We start from the raw sequence: 22,765 nt of genomic DNA, 5'->3' as shown, positions 1-22,765 counted from the left end.
CACCGCAGCCCGTGTCCGCTAAGTCGGATGACGGCTTGGAGAGCCCGGTTGACCAGTGGGTTTGCATAGCTACGTCTAACCCGAACCACTGGGTTTTCGACAAGCTTTTTCACAAGCCCCCGCCTCCGTAGCTCAGGGGATAGAGCACCGCTCTCCTAAAGCGGGTGTCGCAGGTTCGAATCCTGCCGGGGGCACCAGTGCGAAGGCCACCCAGGAACGTTCCTGGGTGGCCTTTGGCGTTCGCGTCTGCTGGCGTCAACGGGACGGTCGCTGCGGGCGGTTCACGACACGGGTCTGTAGGGGATTAGGCGGAGTCCTCGGGGCGAGGGTGGTGAGTTGTTGGTGGAGACGGTGGGTTTCGGTGGGGCGGTGTGGGGATGTGTAGAGGGCGAGGGCCTAGTGGTAGCGGTCGGCGGCCTCGTCGTGGTGGCCGGTGTGGTGGGCGAGCCGGCCGACCGTGCCGGTCGCGTTGTTGTGGATCCCGTCGGCACCCCTCGTCGCGCCCGTCATGGCGGTCGGTGTGGCAGGCGGGGGTGCGGTGGGAGGCCGGTTCAGTGGGCCGTTTGGGGGTGCCCGGCACCGGGGGCGGGGTGCGGTGGTGATGCTGCGGTCCGGTCGGTGGTGGCGCGGTGGGGGTGGAGTTGTCCACAGGCTCGGCGAGCGGTGGGGGAAGCTCGTAGGCTTTCGGGGTGGTACCGGCGGACGTGGGAGTGGTCGTGGGCGTGGAGGAAGACGTGCAGAGCGCGGCGGGCGTGGTGGGCGCGCCCGAAGGCGGTGTGCTGGCGGACGAGGCGGTGCAGGTGCTGCGCCGGGTGTTCGGGTACGACGCGTTCCGCGGGGAGCAGCGCGAGATCATCGAGCATGTCATCGGGGGCGGGGACGCGGTCGTCCTGATGCCCACGGGCGGCGGGAAGTCGCTGTGCTACCAGATTCCCGCGCTGGTGCGGCCGGGCGTCGGGGTGGTCATCTCGCCGCTGATCGCGCTGATGCAGGACCAGGTCGATGCGCTGCGGGCGCTGGGCGTGCGGGCCGGCTTCCTCAACTCGACGCAGGATCTTGAGGAGCGGCGGCTGGTCGAGGCCGAGTTCCTGGCCGGCGAGCTGGACGTGCTCTATCTGGCGCCGGAGCGGCTGCGGGTCGAGCAGACGGTGCAGTTGCTGGAGCGCGGGAAGATCTCGCTCTTCGCGATCGACGAGGCGCACTGCGTGGCCCAGTGGGGCCACGACTTCCGGCCGGACTACCTGGCGTTGTCGATGCTGCACGAGCGCTGGCCGGACGTGCCGCGGATCGCGCTGACCGCGACGGCGACGAAGGCGACGCACGAGGAGATCACCTCCCGGCTGCGGCTGGACGGCGCCCGGCACTTCGTCGCCAGCTTCGACCGGCCCAACATCCAGTACCGGATCGCGGCGAAGAGCGAGCCCAAGCGGCAGTTGCTGGAGCTGCTGCGCAGCGAGCACGCGGGCGACGCGGGGATCGTGTACTGCCTGTCCCGGGCCTCGGTGGAGAAGACCGCGCAGTTCCTGGTGGACAACGGCATCGAGGCCGTGCCGTACCACGCGGGGCTGGACGCCCGGGTGCGGGCGGCGAACCAGGCGCGGTTCCTGCGGGAGGACGGGCTGGTCGTGGTCGCCACCATCGCGTTCGGGATGGGCATCGACAAGCCCGATGTGCGGTTCGTGGCCCATCTGGACCTGCCGAAGTCGGTGGAGGGGTACTACCAGGAGACCGGGCGCGCGGGGCGGGACGGCCAACCGTCCACGGCCTGGCTGGCGTACGGGCTGCAGGACGTGGTGCAGCAGCGGAAGATGATCGACGGGTCGGAGGGGGACGACGCGCACCGGCGCCGGTTGTCCGCCCATCTGGACGCGATGTTGGCGCTGTGCGAGACGGTGGAGTGCCGGCGGGTGCGGCTGCTGGCCTACTTCGACCAGGAGAGCGGCCCGTGCGGCAACTGCGACACCTGCCTGACGCCGCCGCAGACCTGGGACGGGACGGTGTCCGCGCAGAAGCTGCTGTCGACGGTGGTGCGGTTGCAGCGCGAGCGGGGGCAGAAGTTCGGTGCGGGGCAGATCATCGACATCCTGCTGGGCCGGAAGACCGCCAAGGTCATCCAGTTCGATCACGACGCGCTGAGCGTCTTCGGGATCGGGGAGGATCTGCGCGAGGCCGAATGGCGGGGCGTGGTGCGGCAGTTGCTGGCCCAGGGGATGCTGGCCGTGGAGGGGGACTACGGGACGCTGGTCCTCACCGGGGAGAGCGGCGCGGTGCTGCGCGGGCAGCGGCAGGTGCCGATGCGGCGGGAGCCGGAGAAGCCGGCCCGGGCGGCCAAGGCGAAGATCAAGGGCAAGCGGGCGCCGGTGGATCTGCCGGCGGAGGCGCTGCCGGTCTTCGAGGCGCTGCGCGCCTGGCGGGGCCGCACGGCCAAGGAGCAGGGCGTCCCGGCGTATGTGATCTTCCATGACGCGACGCTGCGGGAGATCGCGGTGACGGGCCCGGCGAGCATCGCCGAGCTGGGCGCGCTCAACGGCGTGGGCGAGAACAAGCTCGCCAAGTACGGCGAGCAGATCCTCCAGGTGCTGGAAGGACGGGAAGACGAGGCGGCCGGGGCCGATGTGGCGCCTGGTGCGGTCGGGACCACTGCGGCGGCGACGCCGCCGCCCGCGAAGGTGCCGGCGGCGGTGCCGGCCGAGGACGAGGAGGTGCTGCCGGAGCCGCCGGATGACATCGATTGGTGAGGAGTGCGCGGGGCGAGAGAGGGCGCTCAACTCCCGCGTCTGATACGGCGGGTGGCGCTCACGGGCCGGCCGCGGCGTCTGCCGGGGGCTGCTGCGGGAAGGTGAGGATCGCGCTGGCGCCGCCGTCGGGGCCGTTGCCGAAGTGCAGGCCGATGCCGAGCACGGCGGCCTGGCCGACGGCGATGGTCAGGCCGAGGCCGTGGCCCTTGCCGCGACCCGGGGCGTCGGTGCGGAAGCGTTGCGGGCCGTGGCGGAGCAGCGCGTCGGGGTAGCCGGGGCCGTGGTCGCGCACCTCGATGGTGGGGGTGCCGCCGAGTGGCGCGACGACGGTGACGACGACCGGGGGCCGGCCGTGCCGGTGCGCGTTGAGGACGAGGTTGGCGAGGATGCGGTCCAGGCGGCGGCGGTCCGTTTCGACGACCGTGTCGGTGAGGATGCGCACCTCGGTGTCGAGGCCGGTGGCGCGCACGGAGCGGACGACCAGCGGGCCGAGTTCGTAGGCGGCGAGGTCGGCGTGCTCGGTGCCGGTGTCCAGCCGGGAGATCTCCAACAAGTCCTCGGTGAGCCGGTGCAGGGCCCGCAACCGGTCGTTGATCATCTCCTTGGGGCGGCCCTCCGGGAGCAGGGCGGCGGAGGCGAGGATGCCGGTGAGCGGGGTGCGCAGCTCGTGGGCGACGTCGGCGGTGAAGCGCTGTTCGGCCTCCAGGCGGCCCTGGAGGGTGGCGGCCATGGAGTCCAGGGCGGCCGCCACGGCCGTCACCTCGTCGCCCGCCGCGGGCCCGCCGCCGGGGCGTTGCCCCGCGGCCTCGCCGACCCTGGCGTCCAGGTCGCCGGCGCTGATCCGGCGGGCGACGGCCGCGGTGGTGGTCAGCCGGCGGCTGATGCGCCGGGCCAGGAAGAGGCCGGCGAGGGCGACGGCCGCGGCGGCGAGGACGGCCGAGCCGAGGATGGCGGTGTCGAACTTGTCCAGCGTCCAGCGGGTGTTCCCGTACGGCGACCAGACGGCCATGATCTGGCTGCCAGCCGGTGCCGCCGCCCACATCACGGGCTGGCCGCGATAGCTGCCGACCATGCTGCCGCGCCGCCCCTTGCGCACCAACGCCCGCAGCTCGCCGGGGAGTTCGGGCGGGTCGAGGACGGAGTTGATGCCCTCGCGCGAGGTGCCGTACTCGAAGAGGTCCAGCGCGACGTCGAGGTCGGCGTGGGTCTGCTTGCGGACCTGGCCGACGGTCTGGCGGGCCACCGCGTTGTGCACGAGCACCCCGAGGACGGCGGCGACCGCGCAGCACACCGCGGTCACGGTCAGCGCGATCTTCCAGCGGAGGGAGACGGCGGGCCGGCGGCGCCTCATGCGGCGCGCCCCTCCGGAGTGGGGGGCGGCGAGGAGGGCCTGGGCTTGTGGGCCACGTCGAGGGTGAGGTCCCACAGGCCCATCGCGTGGCCGTCCCAGACGTAGTCGGTGACGCTGACGTAGCGCGGGTCCTTGGTGGGTTCGCGGACCGCGAGGTGGCCGGCGGCGAGCTCGACGCCGGCGAGCACCGCGCGCAGCGCGAGGATCCGGGTGACCACCGCGTCCCGGACGGTGTAGACGCGCAGTTCGCTGGTGCGGCGGTCGAGGTCGACGACGGCGATCAGGTCGGGCTTGCCGTCGTCGGTGAGGTCGTGCAGCACCGGGCGGCGCACCGAACCGGGTGGGGGCGGGGCGGCACCGGAGGCGGCGAAGTCGGCGTCGAGGACGGTGAGCGGGTCGACGTGGGTCAGGTCGCCGCTCGGGACGCGCGGGAGGGCGGTGAGCGGCTTGAGGGCGGCCGGGTTCTCGTTCTCGCGCAGCGGGGCGGGCGAATACTGCGGCCAGAGCTCCAACGGGGCGGTGACGCGGCGCGCCCGGCCCTCGTCCTTGAGTCCCTCGGGGCTGGCGCAGCCGGCGAGCAGGGACAGGGCCAGGGGCAGGCAGAGGGCGGCCAGGGTGAGCGGCCCGGCGCGGGCACGGGGACCGGGCGCCGGGGCGTGCGGGCCGGCGATCGGGGCGCTCTCTACGGGGCGAAATGCGGGCATAGCGTGATCAAGCTACCCAAGGTGCGGGCCCGGGGAATCTTTGGAACGGCCGTTCCGGCGGCGGGCGGACGGGACGGCCGGGCCGGTGGGTGCGGAGGCGGCCGCGGCGGGGCGGGGGGCGGCACGGCGACGGCAACTGGCTCCGGCCCGCCCCGGAGCGCCCCTGCCCGCCCCGGGCCTCGGGAAACGCCCCGTCCGTCACAGGACTGACCGCAGAGGTGGGGCTGACTGTTACACAACGTACGGACCGCCGTTATGGACCCTCCGTAGCGTGCTCACACGAACCGCACCCCTAGGGCGGCCGCCGGCCGCCCATGTCGAGGAGCCCCCATGCGTGCTCAGCGCCGCTCCGTGATCCGTACCGCCGTCGTCGCCGCCGGTGCGCTGGCCGCCTTCGCGCTCCCCACGGGAGCCGCGTTCGCCGCCGGCTCCATGGTGCCGACGGAGAGCCGGGCGTCGATCATGCTCCCGGACGACGGGCTGGCCGGCCTCGCCGAGAAGGCCGGGCACCTGCCGAAGGCGGGCGTCCTCGGCGGCGCGGCCGCGCTGGGCGCGGTCAGCGTGGGCGTCGCGGTGCAGCGCCGGCGGCAGGAGCCGTCGGACCGGTCCCGGTAGGCGACCGGGTTCCGGTAAGCCGGCCCCCGGTCGCACCCTCCCCCGGCGCCTCAGTCGTCCTCGCCGCCCCCTTCCGCGGCCAGACGCTGGACCTGCGCGTACCCCAGGGCGTCCCCGGCGGGTGCGGTGCCCGCGCGGATCGCGTCGGCCGCCGCGCAGGCCGCGCCCAGGGCCGTGCGGAACAGCAGCGAGCCGGTGCTGATGCGGCGGACGCCGAGGTCGGCCAGCTCGCGGACGGTGTGCCGGCCCGGTGCGAAGAGGATGTTCAGGGGCGCGGGGATGCCGTCGACGAGCGTCGCGATGTCCGCCGGGGCGGCGACGCCCGGGACGAAGACGCCGTCCGCGCCGGCCGCCAGGTAGGTCTCGGCCCGGGCCAGGGCCGCCGACAGCGGTGGCGGGGCGTCCACCAACCAGTGGGTGTCGACCCGGGCGTTGACGAAGAGGCCCGGGGTGCGCTCCTTCACCGCGGCGATCAACTCGGCCTGACGGGCCGGGTCTTGCAGCCCCCCGCCGCCGGGGAGCCCGTCCTCCAGGTTGATCCCGGCCGCCCCGTAGGACGCCAACTCCGCCACGAGGTCGGCGACGTGTGCCGGCCCGCCGCCGTAGCCGCCCTCGATGTCGACGGTGTACGGGCAGGGCAGCCGGCCGGCGAGGCGGCGGGCCAGGGCGAGGGTGGCGTCGCGGACCTCGGCCAGGCCCAGGCCGTCCGGACGGCCGTGGGCGGCGGCGATGCCCAGGCTGGTGGTGCCGACCGCCGGGTGTCCGGCGTCGGCGAGGGCGGCGGCCGAGGCACTGTCCCAGGCGTTGGGGAGCAGCAGCGGGCGGCCGGGGGCCTGGTGCAGGGCGTGGAAGGCGGCGGACCGCGGGTCGGGGCCCGGGGTGCGCGCGGGGTCGGCGTGGGTGGTCATGCGGGCACCGTAGGACGACGACGTGTCGGCGGTCGCCGAAACGTGGCGGCGGACAATGGACGTATGACCTCGTCCAACGGGACACATGGGCACGGGACGCCGGAATCGGCGACCGGCACCGGATCCTCCGGGACCGCTGGGAGCTCCGGGGCCTTTGGGCGCCCGGTCCCGGCGCCCGCCCCCGACCAGAGCCACGAGCTGGCCCGGTTGGCCGCGCTGCTGGCCGACCGCACCCGGGCCGCGTTCTGCCTGGCGCTACTCGACGGGCGGGCCTGGACCGCCGGCGAGCTGGCCGCGTACGCGGGGGTGGCGCCGTCCACCGCGAGCGAGCACCTGTCCCGGCTGACCGACGGCGGGCTGCTCGTCGAGCGGCGGCAGGGCCGGCACCGCTACGTCCAGCTCGCCGGGCCGCGCGTCGCCGAGCTGCTGGAATCGGTGACCGCGCACCTCGATCCGCCGTCGGCGCCGCCGCGCGGGCTGCGGGCGGTCAACGCGTTGGCGGCGCTGGCCCGCGGCCGGACCTGCTACGACCACCTGGCCGGCCGGCTCGGCGTCGCCCTCACCGACGCGATGACCGCGCGCGGACTGCTGGACCAGGACGGCGGGTTCGCGCTCACCGACACCGGGCGGCAGTGGTTCACCGACGCCCTCGGGGTGCCGGCCGACGCGCTGCGCGGCGGCCGCCGCCCGCCGGCCCGGGGCTGCCTGGACTGGACCGAGCGCCGTCAGCACCTGGCCGGCGCGGCCGGCGCCCGGCTCTGCGAACGGCTGCTGGAGCGGCACTGGATCCGCCGCATCGGCACCGGCCGGGCGGTCCGCCTCACCTCGGAGGGCACGGACGCGCTACGGGAGTTGCTGGGGATCGACGGGGCGACGGCGGGGCTGGCGCAACCGCCCACCGGTCCGTAACCGCCCATGGGTCCGTAACGGGCCGCGGGGCGCAGCCCGTTGGGCACGCGGGACGCCCCGTAGTGGCCGGCGTCTCCCACGCCGCCCATACGGAACGCTCAGCAATACCCCGCGCCCCCGGGACCGCCCACCCGCGTGTACAGCGTGATCCGCGCCCCCCGTACCTGGGTGCTCCGGCACACCACGAACGACCCGCGCAGCGTGGCCCGTTTGGCGAGTTCCTGGTCGCTGTCGTCGAGGGGCTGCCCGGCCGGGTCGGCGGCGACCACGATGCGGCGGCTGGCCAGCATCCGGTCGCGGATCGCGTCGCCGGAGACCTCCGTGCCGTAGAGGGTGTGGGACGCCACCGGGCTCTGGTTCAGGGCGAGATCGCGCAGCCCGCGGAAGTCGCGCGGCCGGGTCGCCGCCCAGACCCGGCGGCGGGCCGGGGCGAAGAGCAGCCCGTCGCCCGGCTCGGACAGCCGCCGGACGGACCGGGCGACCGCGGTGACGTCGTCGACCCGGCTGTCCGGGCTGCGCAGATGGATGTCCACCGGCAGCAGCGCGAGCAGCACCGCCGCCACCCCCGCCAGCCGCCGCAGCCGCCGGCCGCGGGTCTGGTCGCCCTCGCCGGCCGGCCGCAGCAGTGGGGCCAGCGCGGCGCCGGCGACCAGCGCGAACCCGACGACGTAGTAGAGGACGTAGCGGTCCACGTAGGCGGGCTCGACGTTCGACAGGAGCAGCAGCAGGAACGTGGGGAGGAGCAGCAGCGCGAGGCCGAGGGCGCGCAGGCCGACGGGGCCGCGGGAGCGGATCGGGACGCGGGCGCAGAGGGCGCCGACGGCGGCGAGCACGGCGAAGGTCAGCAGTTGGATCGGGTCCGGCCAGGTCAGCCAACTGGTCTGGGCCGCCTGGCGGGTGCTGAAGACGGCGAGCGGGACCAGCGCCGCGACGACGGTGCCGGCGGCGAGCGCCCAGGAGCGCCGCACGCGACGCGGCAGCCGGGCCAGGACGACCGCGGCGCCGTGCGCGGGCAGCGCCAGCGACGCGAACTCGTGCAGCAGACAGGCCAGCAGCATCAGCGCGGTGTAGCCGGGCCAGAGGGCGCGGTGCGGACCGGGATGCGCGGTGGCGCGCGCCGGCGCCGCGGCGTGCTCGACGGCCAGCACCAGCAGGTACGACGCCCAGACGACCAGCGCGCAGACCGTCGCGTAGGAGCGGCCCTCCTGCGCGTACTGCTGGACGACCGGGACCAGCGCGAAGGTCAGCCCCGCGCACAGCCCGGCCCGCCGGCCGGCCAGGCGCCACCCCAGCAGCGCCACCCCGGCGGCGGCCGCCGTCATGGCCGCGACGGACGGCAGCCGCAGGCCGATCACCTCGCCGAGGGCATCGCCGAGCGTGGCGTCGTAGACCGCGAACCAGCAGTGCATCAGCGCGTAGTAGAGGCCGTGCACGACGTCGATGTGCTGGAGGGCCGCCCAGAGGTCGGGCAGGCTGCGGTGCGCCATGTCGTAGGTGACCGCCTCGTCCCGCCAGACGGCGTCGCCGCGGCGGATTCCCCAGGCGCCCAGGAACAACATCAGCCCCGCGGGCACCAGCACCACCGCGCTCCGCACCGCCCATACGGGGCGGACGGCGACGAAGGCGGTGACCCGGGGGTAGGGCGGGGAAGCGGTGGCCGTCCCGGCACCGGCGGCCGGGGCGACGGCCCGGACCGCCGCGACCGCCCGGCGCGGCCGCGGCTTCGGCGCCGGATGCGGGTTCTGCGCGGAACGCGGGGGGTGCGACGAGCGCGACGGGTCGATGGCGGGCTCCGGTCACCTCGGGAACGGCACGGCCCGACGGGCGCGCGGCGGGCGAGCGATCAGGCGCCCACCTTAGGGGGAACGAGGGGGAGCGAGCGGCAGCGAAAACGGCCGGACGGCCGGGGGATGGCCACCATCCCCCGGCCGTCCGGCCGCCGTTCTCAGCCCAGTCGGGTCAGCTTCGCCCCGAAGGACGGCTTGCCGAGGTCCGACTTCAGCGCCACCGGGACCTTCTGCTGGCTCTCGCCGTTGCCGACGGTCAGCTCGCCGACGACGGTGCCGGCCTTGGCCTCGTGCGGAATCGCCTTGCCGTCGTCGCCGAGGCTCAACTGGAGCTGCTGGCCCGGGACTCCGCCCGCGCTCAGGTCCTTGGTCGCGACGACCGGCGTCTGCCCGCCGAGCCCGTCGTCGACGTAGCCGACGACCTGGCCCTTGGTCACGGCCTTGGCCGAGGTGAGCGCGGAACGCACCGCCTCGATGACCTTCTTGCTGTTGTTCTTGACCATGGTCAGGCTGTTGGACGCGTCGGGGTCGAGCCCCTTGAAGTGCTGGTCCATCATCGTGCCGAGGATCAGCCGGTCCTTGCCGTCCACGGTCTTGTAGGCCGCCCAGGACAGCGTGCCGCCGGCCGCCGAACTGGAGCCGGTCTTGATGCCCTTGATGCTCATCCCGGCCAGCAGCAGGTTGTCGTTGTTGTTGTTGATCCGATCCGGCAGGCCCGGGATCTCGGCGTTGGGCATGGCGACGATCGGCCGGAAGGCGTCGAACTTCATGACCGCCTCCGCCAGCTTGATCTGGTCGACGGCGGTGCTCACCGTCTTGGCGTCCAGGCCGCTGGGGTCCGTGTAGGTGGTCTTGGACATCCCCAGGTCCTTGGCCGCGTCGTTCATCTTCTTGACGAACGCCGCCTCGTCGCCGGACTGGGTGTCCCAACGGGCCAGCAGCCGGGCGATGTTGTTGCCGGACGGGATCATCAGCATCTTGAGCATGTCCTGCTCGCTGAACTTCTGCCCCGCCTTGAGCCCCGCGATCCGCGACTCGCTCTCGGAGTTGCCCTCCTGCACCGCCTTGTCGTCGACCTCGATCTGCGGACCCTTCTCGCTCTTCTTGAGCGGGTGGTCCCGGAGGATCACGTAGGCCGTCATGATCTTGGCGACGCTGGCGGTCGGCACGGGCTTCTCCTCGCCGAACGTGCCGACCTGGCCGGAGCCGACGACCTTGACGGCCGCCTGCCCCTGCTCGGGCCACGGGATGGACAGCTTGTCGCCCCCGAAGGTGAACGAGGACTTGGCGTCGCCGAGGGTCAACTTCGGGTCGGGCAGCGGGCGCACCGCCTGGACCACCGCGAAGATGATCACCAGCAGCGCCACCAACGGGGTCCAGATCTTGACCCGTCGGACGAGGGTGCGCACCGGCGTCTCGGGCGGTGGCGGGGTGTTGGTGAGCTTCGCCAACAGGTCGAGCGGCGGCAGCGGTTCCTGCCGGGTCCGCTCGGACTCGGCCTCCGCGGCGTCGGGCTTCCCGGCGTCGGGCTTCCCGGCCGGCTTGTCCGGCGCGGCGGCGGGCGGCATCGCGTCGGACGCCTCGCCGGCGGGCTCGGCCTTGTCGGCGGCCTTGCCAGCGGGCTTCTCGGCGGGCGCCGACGCGGACTTCCCGGCGCCGGCGGCGCCGACTGCCGTGCCGGCGGCCTTCTTCCCGTCCTTCTGCGCGGCCTTCTTCGCGTCCTTCCCGTCAAAGGGCGCGCCCGCTTCCTTGTCCTGGCCCTTCGCGTCGTCCGCGTCCGCGGCGCTGCCGGGCTTGCCGAGCGGGGTCTTGGGCGCGGTCTTGCCGATCGACCGCTCCGCCGAGCCGTCGTCCGCCGGCTTCAACGCCACGAACTGGCTGGTCCGCTCCGCGTCCTGCTCCTCGGCGCCGGCCGCCTCGGCCTTGACGTCGTCGCGCTTGGCGTCGCCCGGCTTGGCGTCGGCGGGCTTGGCCTTCGCGTCGCCGGTCGTGCCGTCATCCGGCTTGGCGTCGTCGGAACCGGCCTTCGCCGCGCCGGACTTGGACGCATCGGCCTTGGGGGCATCGCCCCCGGCGGCGCTCGCGGGGGCACCCTTCCCCGCGCCCTTGCCGGCGTCCTTCTCGGCGTCCCGCGCCCCGCTCCCGCCACTGTTGCCCAGCTTGAAGGTGGTGGTCGGCTGATCGGCGGGACGTTCCTGCTCCGTCTCCTCCGCCTTCTCGGCCTTCTCGCCCTCGCCGGAGGACTCCGACTTCCCGGCCTTCGCTATGGCAAACACCCGCGTCGCGTCGTCGGCCGGTGCCTCGTCGGGGCTCTCGCCCTTGCCCTTCTGCGCGCCGACCTTCTGCGCCCCGACCGTCGTGAAGACGGCGGTCGCCTGGTCAACGGCCTTCGCGGCCGACTCGGCCTTCTCCTTTGACTCGGCCTTCTCCGCAGCCTCGGACTTCTCCTCGACCTCGGGCTTCTCCGCGGCCGCGGGCTTCTTCGTTGCCTCCGGCTTCTTCGCCGGCTCGGCCTTGTCGGCCGCCTCGGACTTCTTCGCGGGCTCGGCCTTCTTCGCCGGCTCGGACTTCACCTCCGAGGGCGCGTCGGCCCGCTGAGCACCCTCGCCACCCTTGGCCTCGGTTTCACCCTCAGCATCGCCCGCCGCGCCGTCCTGGGCCGCCCCAGGCGCCTTCACGGCCCCCTTCGCGGGCTCCTTCGAGGCCCACTTCGGCTTCGACCCGTTCGCCGCGCCGGAAGCCCTGCCGGCACCGGAGCCCTCACCCTTGCCGCCGGAGGGCTTGCCGTCGGAGGTCTTACCGTCAGCAACCTTCGCGCCGGACTCGGGCGCGTCCGTCCCGCCGGCGGACGGCTTCTCGTCGCGGCGGACCGTCAGCCGCGGATCCCGTTCGGTGCGCGCCGCCCTCCCCGACGACTGCTCCTTGCCCGACTTCTTGTCCGACTTGTCGGGGGACTCGCCCGCCACCGATGTCTCCTTCACTACGTCGCACTGCCCTGCCTGTGCTAGCTGGCCCGAACGGAACCAGTGTTCCCAAGTGTCCTGTGTCCGAGCGGCCGGTTCCCACCGCCACGCGAACCGGTACAGGCCGCGCCCCTCGGAAGATGTCGCCGACGTGCTAGACGAGAACGACATACCTACCGGTTCCCTACCGAACCACCCACGCACTCTCGACAGATGAATGTGAGAGGGGTCACCCTGTCATTCATCCACGCGGGGAGGCTTGGATGGGCAGGAGCCGCAGAACAATTCCGGAGGAGCTTCTGCTGCTGGCTTTGGACCCGGCCACGGGCACCACAGCACAGCCGCAGTCGCTCGACCTCGGCCTGGCAGGGGCCCAGCTAGTGGAGCTGGCCCTGGCAGGACGGATAGCCCCAGATGGGGATCGTATCGCCGTGGTGATGGCACGGCCGACAGGAGATCCGACTCTGGACTCCGCACTCGAACTGCTGCGCAGGCGCGGCAGTCCGGTACGCGCGGTCCACTGGATCGGCGGGCCCCGACTGGGGCTGCGCCAGACCTACCTCACGCATCTCGAACGGTGCGGCATGGTCCATGCCGTGGCGGGACAGATGTGCGGGGTGCTGCCGACGACGCGCTACCAAGCGACGGAGACGGCGATCAGCCGGGAGATCAGGACCCGGCTCGACAACGCGATCCGCACCGGCGTCCCACCGGACCCGCGGACCGCGGCGCTCGCCGCACTGGCCCATGCGGTCGGCCTCGGCAAGCACCTCTACCCGGGGAACGAGGGGCGCTCATCGCGCTCCCGTCTGCGGGACCTGATCCGGCACGACCCCATGGGCGGCCTGGTCGCGCACGCCGTCATGGACGTGCAGAACGGCGTCGCGGCGCAGCCGCGGCGGGGCTCGGGTCAAAGCGGCCCGGCCGGCCGGAAGTCCACGGGCCGGGCGGCCGACACGACCGGAGTGCCGGGCCAGTCCCGGCGACACGGACACGGCAGCATGGCCCGGGTCGGCGCCCGCTAGCGACCGCCGGCGCGCACCACCGGGCGCTCTCGCGCAGCATCGCACCACCCTTTCCCGGACCGTTCGGGAGCCGCAGTGAGAGGCGCGGGGTGGCGGACCGAGCCGTTCGGACGACGGCCGGCCCGCCACCCCGCGCACCTGTACGTGCTCGCCTTCTGTGGTCATTCGACTGCGCGGCGTCCACATGAAGTGGCAGTCTGCTCAAGAGGAAATGACAGCAGTACGGAGCCGGAGGTGCACGTACCGTGGCGTCCAACGTCAACCCCACCGTCAGGCGACGCCGATTGGGCCAGGAGCTGCGCAGGCTCCGGGAGGACAAGGGCCTGACGGCGGAGCAGGTGGCCGAGCGGCTGCTGGTCTCCCAGTCGAAGATCAGCCGACTGGAGAACGGCCGGCGCAGCATCAGCCAGCGCGACGTCCGCGACCTGTGCGGGGTCTACGAGGTCGAGGACCGCCGGATAGTGGATTCGCTGATGCAGATGGCCAAGGATTCGCGCCAGCAAGGCTGGTGGCACGCCTTCGGCGACATCCCGTACAGCGTCTACATCGGTCTGGAGACCGAGGCGGCGTCGCTGCGGACGTACGAGTCCCTGCTGGTGCCGGGCCTGCTGCAGACGCCCGGCTACGCCGAGGCGGTCATCCCCGGCACGATCCCGGAGCTGGCGCCGGAGGACCTGGAGAAGCGCATCCAGGTGCGGATGCGACGGCAGGAGCGGGTCAACGACCCCGATCGTCCGCTGCGGCTATGGGTCGTCCTGGACGAGAGCGCGCTACGGAGGGTGGTCGGCAGCCACCTGATCATGCGGGAGCAGTTGGAGCACCTCGTCGAGGTGAGCAAGCTGCCGCACGTGACGGTGCAGGTGCTGCCGTACGGCGCCGGGGCGCACGCCGGGATGTCCGGCACGTTCTCGATCCTGGAGTTCGACGACGCGGCGGATTCCAGCGTGGTCTACATCGAGGGCGTCACCAGCGACCTGTACCTGGAGAAGACCAACGACGTACACAAGTACACGATCATGTACGAGCACCTGCGGGCCCAGGCGTTGAGCGCGGAGGCGAGCCGGGAGTTCATCGCGGAGGCCGCCAAGCGCCATGCCGATGCGCTGAGTTGAGGGCGGGCTGGCCGGGTGTCGACGGCCGCGATCGGCCGGAATGTTGAATTCCGGTGAACGAGGTCGCAAGGTACACCCGCGCCAGCACGCCTGAGAAGCGATCATTGAATATGCCATGCGGACGGGTGAACGGCCCTCTCCGGCCGGTGATGTTGGCGCGTAGCGTCGGTCTCACCGAATCCCCGGTAACTCAGAGTAAGTTGGAGTGAAAATGGCCGTTCAGCCCAATTCCGCGTTCTCCTGGACCAAGTCCTCGTACTCCGGCGCCAACGCCTGCGTGGAGATCGCCGTGCCGACCGCCGCGGCCATCGCGGTGCGTGACTCCAAGGACCCCGAGGGCCCGCGCCTCACGTTCGACAACTCCTCCTGGCACAACTTCGTTTCGGACCTCTCCGCCGGCGCGTTCGACCTCTCCTGACCCGCGCCGCAGCAACCCCATTCCGTGTGATCGCAGGCACGGATACGAGCCCTCTCGACTGGATCGCCGTCCCGGCCGAGGGGGCTCGGCCATGTCCGCACTCCGGCGCGCGCGGCGCAACCGCCGCCGCGTTCACCGGAGTTCGTCCACGTACCGGTCCGTGCCGGGGACGGTCGGGACGAACGGGGCGACCAGTTCCACCCGGCCCAGGCCGGCGGCGGCCACCTCCGCGTCCAGGCCGGTGAGGTGCTCCGGGAAGGCGCGGCGCGGGTCCTGTTCCAGGAACCACAGCAGGGTCAGCCGGGTGTCGACGCCCGCGACCTGTTGGACGTAGGGCATCCGGTCGGCGGGCAGCGGCGTCGGCCGGAAGACGGTGACCAGCGCCGCCGGCGAACTCGCCAACCGGCGGGGCAGATCGTGGTCGCGCAGCCAGGCCAGCAGGGCGGCGCGGTGCTCCGGGCCGTCGGTGTCGATGACCTCCAGGACGAGTCCGGCGTAGGGGTGGTCGAGGGCGTGGGTGTCGCGGGGGCCGGCGGCGCCGTCCCGGTAGACGGTGGCCGCGTGGTCGTGGAAGGCGGTGAGGACGTGGGTGCGGTCCTGGAAGATCCGGCCGTCGCGGTGCAGGCGCTGGTTGGTGGCGACGGTCCACCGCATGTGGGCGTCGTAGCGGCCGGCGGTCAGCCAGTAGGTGGTGAGGTAGCAGCCGGCGGTGACGGGGCGGGCGACCGTGGAGTGCCGTGGGTAGCGCAGGAGTTGGAGGTCGCGGGTGGCGACCCAGCGGCGGCCGGCGAAGATCCAGGGCATGGCCATCGCGCCGGCGATGTAGTGGTCGTCCTCGTACCAGCGGTTGTAGGCGCGTTCGTGGCCGGGGTGCGGTTCGACCAGGGTGATCAGGGCGTGGCCGGGGCGGGCGGCGTACGGGCCGGTGGCGGGCAGGGCGGCGTAGGCGGCGAGGTCGTCGGGGGTGGCGGCGGGGGCGGTGTGGTGGTCGTCGGTCGTCATGGCGGCAGGTGTAACTGACGTGCCATCAGAAGTGGAGGGGTGCGGAGGAGGAATCCCGGCGGCGGGGCGGTGGTTCACCATATGGGCAGTCCTGCGCGGGCGGCCGGGGTCTTCCTAGGCTGCCCGGCACCTGCGGCTCACGGTGGTTCACGCAGCGTCCGAGCGAGGAGAGTCGACATGACGGATCAGGTCCACACCGCCGCGCCCGTCCCCGAGTTCGCCGCCCGGGCGAAGCGGACCGGTGCCTCGCCCGTGCGCGAGATCCTGGCGCTGACCGCGCGCCCCGAGGTGATCTCGTTCGCCGGCGGGCTGCCGGCGCCCGAACTCTTCGACGCCGAGGGGATATCCGCGGCCTTCGCCGAGGTGCTGGCCCGGTCGCCGGAGCGGGTGTTGCAGTACTCGACCACGGAGGGCGACCCGGCGCTGCGGGCGGCCGTCGCGGCCCGCACCACCGCCCGCGGGCTGCCCACCGCCCCCGACGACCTGCTGGTCACCACCGGCTCCCAGCAGGGGCTGACGCTGTTGGCCACCGCGCTGTTGGAGCCGGGCGACGTGGTGCTGGTGGAGGACCCCTGCTATCTGGCGGCGCTGCAGATCTTCTCCCTCGCGGGCGCCCGGGTGGTGGCGGTGCCCACCGACGACGAGGGGCTGGACCCGGTGGCGCTGGACGAGATCGCCGCCCGCGAGCGCCCCACCCTCCTCTATGTCATCCCGACGTTCCAGAACCCCACCGGACGGACGCTGACCGCCGAGCGGCGCGCGGCGGTCGCCCGGGTCGCCGCCCGGCGCGGGCTGTGGATCGCCGAGGACGACCCGTACGGGGAGCTGCGGTTCGAGGGCGAGCCGCAGCCCTGGATCGCCGCGCTGCCCGGGGCGGAGGACCGCACGGCGCTGCTCGGCTCGTTCTCCAAGGTGATGGCGCCGGGGCTGCGGCTGGGCACGCTGCGGGCGCCGGCGGCGCTGCGCCGGGCCTGCGTGATCGCCAAGCAGGCCGCCGATCTGCACACCTCGACCGTCGACCAGGCCGCCGCGGCGCGGTACTTGGCGGCATCGGACCTGGACGCGCATCTGGCGCGGGTTCGGGGCGCCTATCGGGAGCGGCGGGACGCCCTGGTGGCGGGGCTGCCGGCGGCGCTCCCCGAGGGCTCGCGGTGGAACCGCCCGGAGGGCGGGATGTTCGTCTGGGCGACGCTGCCGGCGGGGTACGACGCGGCGGCGCTGCTGCCTCAGGTGGTGCGCCACGACGTGGCGTATGTGCCGGGGGCACCGTTCTTCGCCGGGCGGCCGGACCCGGCGGCGATGCGGCTGTCGTTCGTGACGCACGGCCCGGAGGAGATCGACGAGGGGCTGCGGCGGCTGCGCGCGGCGCTGGCCTAGGGTGCGGCGGGGCGCGTCGGGTGGCGGAAAATCCGCTTCCCGGCGGGCCCGGTGCGGGCGCAGACTGGAGGGTCCACGGCGCGCGCCCCGCGACGCACGACGAACCGGCGGGTGCGCCAACCACCCACGCCGCACAGGAAGTTGCCAGGCGTCCGCCCTGGAGGCCGGATGAGCAGTGGCCCCGACCTGAGGGACCCCGGAGATCCCCCGACCCGCCCGTCCCCGTCGCTGCGGCGCCGCCTGCGGACCGGGCTGCGGGACCTCGGATCGCGGTGCCGCGGCGCCGGGCGCTGGCTGCGCGCGCACGCCCGGCACGCGCTGGTGGTGGGCGTGGTCACCTCGGTCGTCGGCGCGCTCGCCACGTTCGGCGTCAGCCAACTCCCCAAGCTGTACGAGAAGCCGCCGCCCAGCTGCCCCGGGGCCGGCTGCGACGGCAAGGACCCGAACGCCACCGGGTGCGGGGTGGACGCGGTGACCTACGAGCCGGCGGCGGGCAATCCGGTCCGCCTCCACCTGCGGTACAGCAAGCGCTGCGGCGCCGTCTGGGGGCGGATCGTGGCGGGCGGGGTCGGCGACGAGGTGACGGTGAGCGTGACCGGCGGCTCGTCCCGCAGCGCCTTCATCGCCTCCTACCACGACGTCTACACGCCGATGGCGTCGGTCGGCGACACCTTCCGGGCGCGGTTCTGCGCGGTGCCGACGAACAGCCCCAACCGGTCCGGCTCCTGGGTCAAGTACTGCTTCGAGGCGACGCAGGTGTCGACCTGGGACTGAGCGGGGAGCGGCGCGGCTCCGGCCTTCTCTTCGCGGTACCGCGCGCCTACCCTGTTCCCTCGCCACGCATCTGACGTAGCGTCAGACACCCGCTCCGTGGCCGATCGACAGGAGGCCCGCGCATGCTGCTCCGCGACAAGACCGTCATCGTCTCCGGGGTCGGCGCCGGGCTCGGCCACCGGGTCGCGGCGGCCTGCGTACGGGACGGCGCCCGCGTCGTGCTGGGCGCGCGCACCGAGCGGAACCTCGCGGACACCGCGGCCCGGATCGACGCGTCCGGCGGGCGCACGGCCTGGCGGGCGACCGACATCGGCGACGAGGCGCAGTGCGCGGCGCTGGCCGAGGTGGCCGTGGAGCGGTTCGGCGGGATCGACGCGGTGATCCATGTCGCGGCGCTGGACGACCAGTTGGGGGGCGTGCGGGACGCCGACTTCGACGCCTGGCGGCGGGTGGTCGACGTCAACCTCTTCGGCACGCTGCGGATGACCCGCGCCTGCCTGCCGGCGATGACGGCGGGCGGCGGCGGCTCGGTGGTGCTGATCGGCACCCAGTCGTCGGTGGCCGCGCCCTCGCAGGTGCAGCAGGCGGCCTACGCGGCGTCCAAGGGCGGGCTGGTGTCGGCGATGTACTCGTTGGCGCGGGAGGTGGGGCCGGACCGGATCCGGGTCAACACCGTGCAGCCGGGCTGGATGTGGGGCCCGCAGGTGGCGGCGTTCGTGCGCCGGACCGCGGCGGATGAGGGGGTGCCGGAGTCCGCGGTGCTGGGGCGCCTGGCCGGGCGGATGGCGCTGCCGGAGCTGGCGACCGACGCGGACGTGGCGGAGGCGGCGGTCTTCCTGGCCTCGGACCGGGCGCGGGCCATCACCGGCCAGTCGCTGCTGGTGAACGCGGGCGAGCTGATGCGGTAGCGGGCGGCGCGGGCCGGGCACGGACCGCGCCGCGCGACGGCGCCCAACGGCCGTACGGGGCAGAGCCCGTACGGCCGTCCTGCGTGTGGTGGCGCACCGCCCTCGTTCGCTTCGCTGACCTCCGTTCACACCCATGACCGTCCAGACCCTTGACCGGTGCGCTCGGCGAACGGTTCAATCCCCAAAGTCTCCGCTCCGAACGGGGACTTGGCACCGCAGGACCGCAGCACGGCGAAGTGTTTCCACATCTGGAACGTTCACAGGGCGGACCCCTGGAGGGGGCATGAACAGTCTCGACTGGGCCGTGCTCATCGGCTACTTCGGCGTGATGGTCGCGATCGGGATGTGGTCGCACCGGCGGGTGGACGACGTCGGCGACTTCTTCACCGCCGGCGGCCGGATGCCGTGGTGGCTGTCCGGCATCTCGCACCACATGTCCGGCTACAGCGCCGTGATGTTCACCGGCTACGCGGGCATCGCCTACCAGTACGGCATCACCTCCTACGTCACCTGGTCCTTCCCCATCGCCGTCGGGATCGCCATCGGGGCCCGGCTGTTCGCCGGCCGGCTGAACCGGCTGCGGTCCCGGCTCGGCGTCGCCTCGCCGCTGGAGTACCTCAAGAACCGCTACGACCTGCGCACGCAGCAGGCGCTCGCCTGGTCGGGGGTGCTGCTGAAGGTGGTGGACGTGGGCGCCAAGTGGGCGGCGATCGCCACCCTGTTGTCGGTCTTCACCGGGCTCTCGCTCAACCAGGGCATCCTGCTCACCGGGGTGATCACCGGCGTCTACTGCACGGTCGGCGGGCTGTGGGCGGACGCCCTGACCGAACTGGGGCAGTTCGTCATCCAGTTGGTGGCCGGGGTCGCGATGCTGGTGACGGTGCTGGGCGAACTGGGCGGCGTCGGTGGGCTGGCGACGGTCTGGGACCGGTTGCCCGCCGGGCACGCCCAGCCGACCGCCGGCCCGTACACCCTGACGTTCCTGCTCGCCTACCTCTTCATCAAGACCTTCGAGTACAGCGGCGGGATGTGGAGCCAGGCGCAGCGCTACATGGCCACCCGCTCCGCCCGGGAGGCGCGGCGCTCGGCGCTGCTGTCGGCGGGGCTGTGGCTGGTGTGGCCGGCCGTCCTGTTCTTCCCGATGTGGGCGGCGCCGCTCCTGGTGACGGCGAAGAAGCCGGACGCCTCGGACGCGTACGCGCTGCTGACCGAACGGCTGTTGCCGCACGGCCTGTTGGGGCTGGTGGTGGTCGGCTTCTTCTCGCACTCGATGGCGATGTGCTCCTCGGACGCCAATGCGATCGCCGCGGTGTTCACCCGGGACATCGCGCCGGCGGTGTCGGCGCGGGCCCGGGGCTGGTCGCACCGGACCGGGCTGCGGGCGGCCCGGGTGTCGACGGTGTGCTTCCTGGCGCTGTCGATGGCGATCGCGACGCAGGTCAACTCGCCGGCGTTCAAGGACATCATCACCGTCGTGATCAAGTGGGTGGCCGGGCTGGTCGGGCCGGTGTCGATCCCGTTCCTGCTGGGGATGGTGCCGGCGTTCCGCAGGTCGGGGCCGGTGGCGGCGCTGGTGTCCTGGGCGGCCGGGCTGGTGGCGTTCTGGCTGACCAACTTCGGGCTGTCCGGGGTGGAGTTGCAGCTCCAGATCGCGGCGCCGGTGGCGACCTCGCTGGTGCTGTTCACCCTGCTCGGCCTGGTCCGCCCGGAGAGCAGCGACGCGCGGGACGCCCTGCTGGCCCGGATCAACGGCCCCGGGGAGGGCGGGGAGGGAGCGGCCCGGGAGGCGGTGGCGTCGGGCGGCGGGTGACGGACCGCCGCCCGTCGTGGGGTGGCGCCGCCTCGTGGCCCGTTAGGCGCGGGGGTAGCGGGTCAGCCAGCCGGGGGCGGAGCCGGCGGGGCCGTGGAGGGTGGGGCCCTGGGTCATCTCCATGGCGAAGTCGTCGGCGAGTTGGAGGACGGTGGCCCGGCCCTCCAGCTCGACCAGCCAGTTGGCGGGCAGCGCCGTCTCGCCGTGCAGGGTGCCCAGGAGGTTGCCGCAGATGGCGCCGGTGGAGTCGCTGTCGCCGCCGTGGTTGACCGCGAGCAGCAGGCCGTGCCGGACGTCCTCGGCGACCAGCGCGCAGTACACGCCGATGGCCAGCGCCTCCTCGGCGGTCCAGCCCTCGCCCAGCGACTCGACCCGGGCGGCCGTCGGCATGCCCTGCCGGACGGCGCCCAGCGCGCCCTTGAGGGCGTCGGTGGTCTCCTCGTGGTCGGGGCGGGTGGCGAGGTGGGCCAGGGCCTTCTGGACGGCGCCGTCGAGGTCGTCGCCGCGGGCCAGGCCGTGGCTGATCACGGCGAACGCGCCGGCGGCGAGGTAGCCGGTGGGGTGGCCGTGGGTCTGCGCGGCGCATTCGACGGCGAGTTGGAAGACCAGGTGCGGTTCCCAGCCGACGAGCAGGCCGAACGGCGCGGAGCGCATCACCGCGCCGCACCCCTTGGAGTCCGGGTTCTTGGGCGTCTCCAGGGTGCCCATCACCTCGTCGCCGAGGCCGCTGAGGCAGGCGCGGCCGGGGGCCCGGCGGGCGTAGAGCCACTCCTCGCGCGCCAGCCAGCCGTCGTCGTCCCGGCGCTCGTCGGGGCCCCAGTCGCGCTGGGTGGCGGCCCAGCGCAGATAGGCGCGGTGCACGTCGGTGGGCGGGTGCCAGGCGCCGGTGTCCCGGCGGACCTGGGCGCGGATCAGGCCGTCGACGGTGAAGAGGGTCATCTGGGTGTCGTCGGTGACCGCGCCGCGCCGCCCGAAGGCGGGCACCAGGTCGGTCACGCCCTCCTGGCCGTGCGCCTCGCGGATCGCGTCCAGGGAGTCGAACTCGATGCCGGCGCCGAGCGCGTCGCCGATGGCGCCGCCCAGCAGGCAGCCGCGCACCCGGCTGCGGAAGTCCTGCTGCTCGGCGCGGCCCCAGATCGCGGTGCCGCCCCCTGCCGCACTCATGCCGGACCCCCGTCGCGCTCGCTCACTGCGCCCTCCCGACGCTCGCACACCCGTGTCTTAGGGCGTGGGACGCCCCTGGCGAAGCACTGTATCGACCGGGAATGATCGAAACTGGGCCGGGTTTGTTTCAGGTTCGTATGGTGATCTGACGGGTGGGGCGGCCCACTGCCCGCATGAGCCGGGAGGCCGCCCATGACCCCGCCCACCTCCGCCGCCCTGCCGCGCTGCGCGGTGCTGGACGACTACCAGGGCGTCGCGCTGACCATGGCCGACTGGTCGCCGCTGGCCGGCGCCGTGGACGTCCGCGTGCTGCGGGAGCCGCTGCGCACGGCGGACGAGGTGGTGGCGGCGGTCGGCGACTGCGAGATCGTGGTCGCGATGCGCGAGCGGACGCCGTTCCCGGCCTCGCTGCTGGCCCGGTTGCCGCGGCTGCGGCTGCTGGTCACCTCCGGGATGCGCAACGCCTCCATCGACCTGGCGGCGGCCGCCCGACAGGGCGTCACGGTCTGCGGCACCGCCAGCAACGGCGAACCGCCCGTCGAGCTGACCTGGGCGCTCATCCTGGGCCTGGCCCGCAACGTGGTCGCCGAGAGCACCGCGATGGCGGCCGGCGGCCCCTGGCAGAGCACGGTCGGCGCCGATCTGCACGGCCGGACGCTGGGGCTGCTCGGCGTGGGCCGGATCGGCGGCCTGGTGGCCCGGGTCGGGCTGGCCTTCGGGATGGACGTGGTGGGCTGGAGCCGGAGCCTGACCCCGCAGCGGGCCGCGGAGTTGGGCATCCGGGCCGCCGCCGGCAAGGAAGAGGTCCTGGAGGGCGGCGACTTCGTCTCGGTGCACCTCGGCCTTGACGACACCACCCGCGGGCTGCTCGGCGCGGCCGAACTCCGCCGGATGCGCCCCACGGCCTATCTCGTCAACACCGCCCGCGCCGCGATCGTCGACCAGGACGCCCTGCTCACGGCGTTGCGCGAGCGCTGGATCGCCGGCGCCGGGCTGGACGTCTACGCGCAGGAGCCGCTGCCCTCCGACGCCGCGCTGCGCACCCTGCCGAACGTGCTGGCCCTCCCCCACCTCGGCTATGTCACCCGTCGCAACTACGAGGGGTACTTCCACCAGGCCGTGGAGGACATCGCGGCCCATCTGGCGGGGGAGCCGATCCGCCGGTTGGCATGACGGGCCGGCCGGGGACGGCTGAGGCAC

18 protein-coding genes and 1 tRNA gene are annotated in these 22,765 nt (G+C 73.6%); 12 read left to right on the top strand and 7 right to left on the bottom strand.

The window, feature by feature from the left end:
• Positions 1-121: 121 nt before the first annotated feature.
• Together ACIQU6_RS17280 and recQ are read left to right on the top strand one after the other, a co-directional pair.
• Positions 122-197, top strand: a tRNA-Arg gene (locus tag ACIQU6_RS17280).
• 537 nt (positions 198-734) lie between these two features.
• Positions 735-2,738 carry a DNA helicase RecQ gene (recQ, locus tag ACIQU6_RS17275; protein WP_403482470.1) on the top strand — a complete coding sequence of 668 codons (2,004 nt, stop codon included), beginning with the start codon at positions 735-737 and terminating at the stop codon, positions 2,736-2,738.
• Between the two features lie 58 nt (positions 2,739-2,796).
• Here recQ and ACIQU6_RS17270 read toward each other — a convergent pair whose 3' ends face one another.
• A complete protein-coding gene (locus ACIQU6_RS17270) occupies positions 2,797-4,089 on the bottom strand; it encodes a sensor histidine kinase (protein WP_403482453.1) in 1,293 nt (430 codons plus the stop codon).
• The gene (locus ACIQU6_RS17265; RefSeq protein ID WP_403482452.1) at positions 4,086-4,793 is read right to left on the bottom strand and encodes a hypothetical protein; all 708 of its coding nucleotides are present in this window, start codon (positions 4,791-4,793) and stop codon (positions 4,086-4,088) included. Before ACIQU6_RS17265 ends, ACIQU6_RS17270 begins: the two co-directional genes overlap by 4 nt.
• Positions 4,794-5,123: 330 nt before the next feature.
• On the opposite strand from ACIQU6_RS17265, the gene ACIQU6_RS17260 reads away from it, so the two are divergent.
• Complete coding sequence (locus ACIQU6_RS17260; RefSeq protein WP_403482451.1) at positions 5,124-5,408, top strand: hypothetical protein; 285 nt, start codon at positions 5,124-5,126, stop codon at positions 5,406-5,408.
• Between the two features lie 50 nt (positions 5,409-5,458).
• Here ACIQU6_RS17260 and ACIQU6_RS17255 read toward each other — a convergent pair whose 3' ends face one another.
• Entirely contained in the window at positions 5,459-6,316 is an 858-nt protein-coding gene (locus tag ACIQU6_RS17255) for an isocitrate lyase/phosphoenolpyruvate mutase family protein (RefSeq protein WP_403482450.1), read from the bottom strand.
• Between the two features lie 63 nt (positions 6,317-6,379).
• On the opposite strand from ACIQU6_RS17255, the gene ACIQU6_RS17250 reads away from it, so the two are divergent.
• A complete protein-coding gene (locus ACIQU6_RS17250) occupies positions 6,380-7,225 on the top strand; it encodes an ArsR/SmtB family transcription factor (RefSeq protein ID WP_403482449.1) in 846 nt (281 codons plus the stop codon).
• 98 nt (positions 7,226-7,323) lie between these two features.
• Here the strand turns inward: ACIQU6_RS17250 and ACIQU6_RS17245 are convergent, their stop codons facing one another.
• The gene (locus ACIQU6_RS17245) at positions 7,324-8,784 is read right to left on the bottom strand and encodes a hypothetical protein (protein WP_403482469.1); all 1,461 of its coding nucleotides are present in this window, start codon (positions 8,782-8,784) and stop codon (positions 7,324-7,326) included.
• A gap of 386 nt (positions 8,785-9,170) precedes the next feature.
• Positions 9,171-11,978 carry a D-alanyl-D-alanine carboxypeptidase gene (locus ACIQU6_RS17240; protein ID WP_403482448.1) on the bottom strand — a complete coding sequence of 936 codons (2,808 nt, stop codon included), beginning with the start codon at positions 11,976-11,978 and terminating at the stop codon, positions 9,171-9,173.
• Between the two features lie 260 nt (positions 11,979-12,238).
• Here ACIQU6_RS17240 and ACIQU6_RS17235 point away from each other — a divergent pair, with 260 nt between their 5' ends.
• From ACIQU6_RS17235 to ACIQU6_RS17225, 3 genes are all read left to right on the top strand, one after another.
• Positions 12,239-13,000 carry a GPP34 family phosphoprotein gene (locus ACIQU6_RS17235; protein ID WP_403482447.1) on the top strand — a complete coding sequence of 254 codons (762 nt, stop codon included), beginning with the start codon at positions 12,239-12,241 and terminating at the stop codon, positions 12,998-13,000.
• 245 nt (positions 13,001-13,245) lie between these two features.
• The gene (locus ACIQU6_RS17230) at positions 13,246-14,112 is read left to right on the top strand and encodes a helix-turn-helix domain-containing protein (protein WP_403482446.1); all 867 of its coding nucleotides are present in this window, start codon (positions 13,246-13,248) and stop codon (positions 14,110-14,112) included.
• A gap of 211 nt (positions 14,113-14,323) precedes the next feature.
• Positions 14,324-14,530, top strand: a complete 207-nt coding sequence (locus ACIQU6_RS17225; protein WP_403482445.1) for a DUF397 domain-containing protein — start codon at positions 14,324-14,326, stop codon at positions 14,528-14,530.
• Between the two features lie 132 nt (positions 14,531-14,662).
• On the opposite strand, the gene ACIQU6_RS17220 is transcribed toward ACIQU6_RS17225, so the two are convergent.
• A complete protein-coding gene (locus ACIQU6_RS17220; RefSeq protein ID WP_403482444.1) occupies positions 14,663-15,532 on the bottom strand; it encodes a hypothetical protein in 870 nt (289 codons plus the stop codon).
• Between the two features lie 177 nt (positions 15,533-15,709).
• On the opposite strand from ACIQU6_RS17220, the gene ACIQU6_RS17215 reads away from it, so the two are divergent.
• From ACIQU6_RS17215 to ACIQU6_RS17200, 4 genes are all read left to right on the top strand, one after another.
• A complete protein-coding gene (locus ACIQU6_RS17215; RefSeq protein WP_403482443.1) occupies positions 15,710-16,909 on the top strand; it encodes a PLP-dependent aminotransferase family protein in 1,200 nt (399 codons plus the stop codon).
• A 168-nt stretch (positions 16,910-17,077) separates the two neighbouring features.
• Entirely contained in the window at positions 17,078-17,683 is a 606-nt protein-coding gene (locus ACIQU6_RS17210) for a DUF2690 domain-containing protein (RefSeq protein ID WP_403482442.1), read from the top strand.
• A 122-nt stretch (positions 17,684-17,805) separates the two neighbouring features.
• Positions 17,806-18,591 (top strand): SDR family oxidoreductase, encoded by a 786-nt coding sequence (locus tag ACIQU6_RS17205; protein ID WP_403482441.1) that lies wholly within the window; start codon positions 17,806-17,808, stop codon positions 18,589-18,591.
• A gap of 283 nt (positions 18,592-18,874) precedes the next feature.
• Complete coding sequence (locus ACIQU6_RS17200; protein ID WP_403482440.1) at positions 18,875-20,401, top strand: sodium:solute symporter family protein; 1,527 nt, start codon at positions 18,875-18,877, stop codon at positions 20,399-20,401.
• A gap of 42 nt (positions 20,402-20,443) precedes the next feature.
• On the opposite strand, the gene ACIQU6_RS17195 is transcribed toward ACIQU6_RS17200, so the two are convergent.
• Positions 20,444-21,565: an ADP-ribosylglycohydrolase family protein gene (locus ACIQU6_RS17195; RefSeq protein WP_403482439.1), complete on the bottom strand. Its 1,122-nt coding sequence runs from the start codon at positions 21,563-21,565 to the stop codon at positions 20,444-20,446.
• Between the two features lie 192 nt (positions 21,566-21,757).
• On the opposite strand from ACIQU6_RS17195, the gene ACIQU6_RS17190 reads away from it, so the two are divergent.
• Positions 21,758-22,738: a D-2-hydroxyacid dehydrogenase family protein gene (locus ACIQU6_RS17190; RefSeq protein WP_403482438.1), complete on the top strand. Its 981-nt coding sequence runs from the start codon at positions 21,758-21,760 to the stop codon at positions 22,736-22,738.
• Positions 22,739-22,765: the final 27 nt, after the last annotated feature.

The sequence above is a fragment of the Streptomyces sp. NPDC090442 genome, from assembly GCF_044769405.1.
Lineage (GTDB): Bacteria > Actinomycetota > Actinomycetes > Streptomycetales > Streptomycetaceae > Streptomyces.
This window is presented reverse-complemented; position numbering and strand designations above follow the sequence as displayed.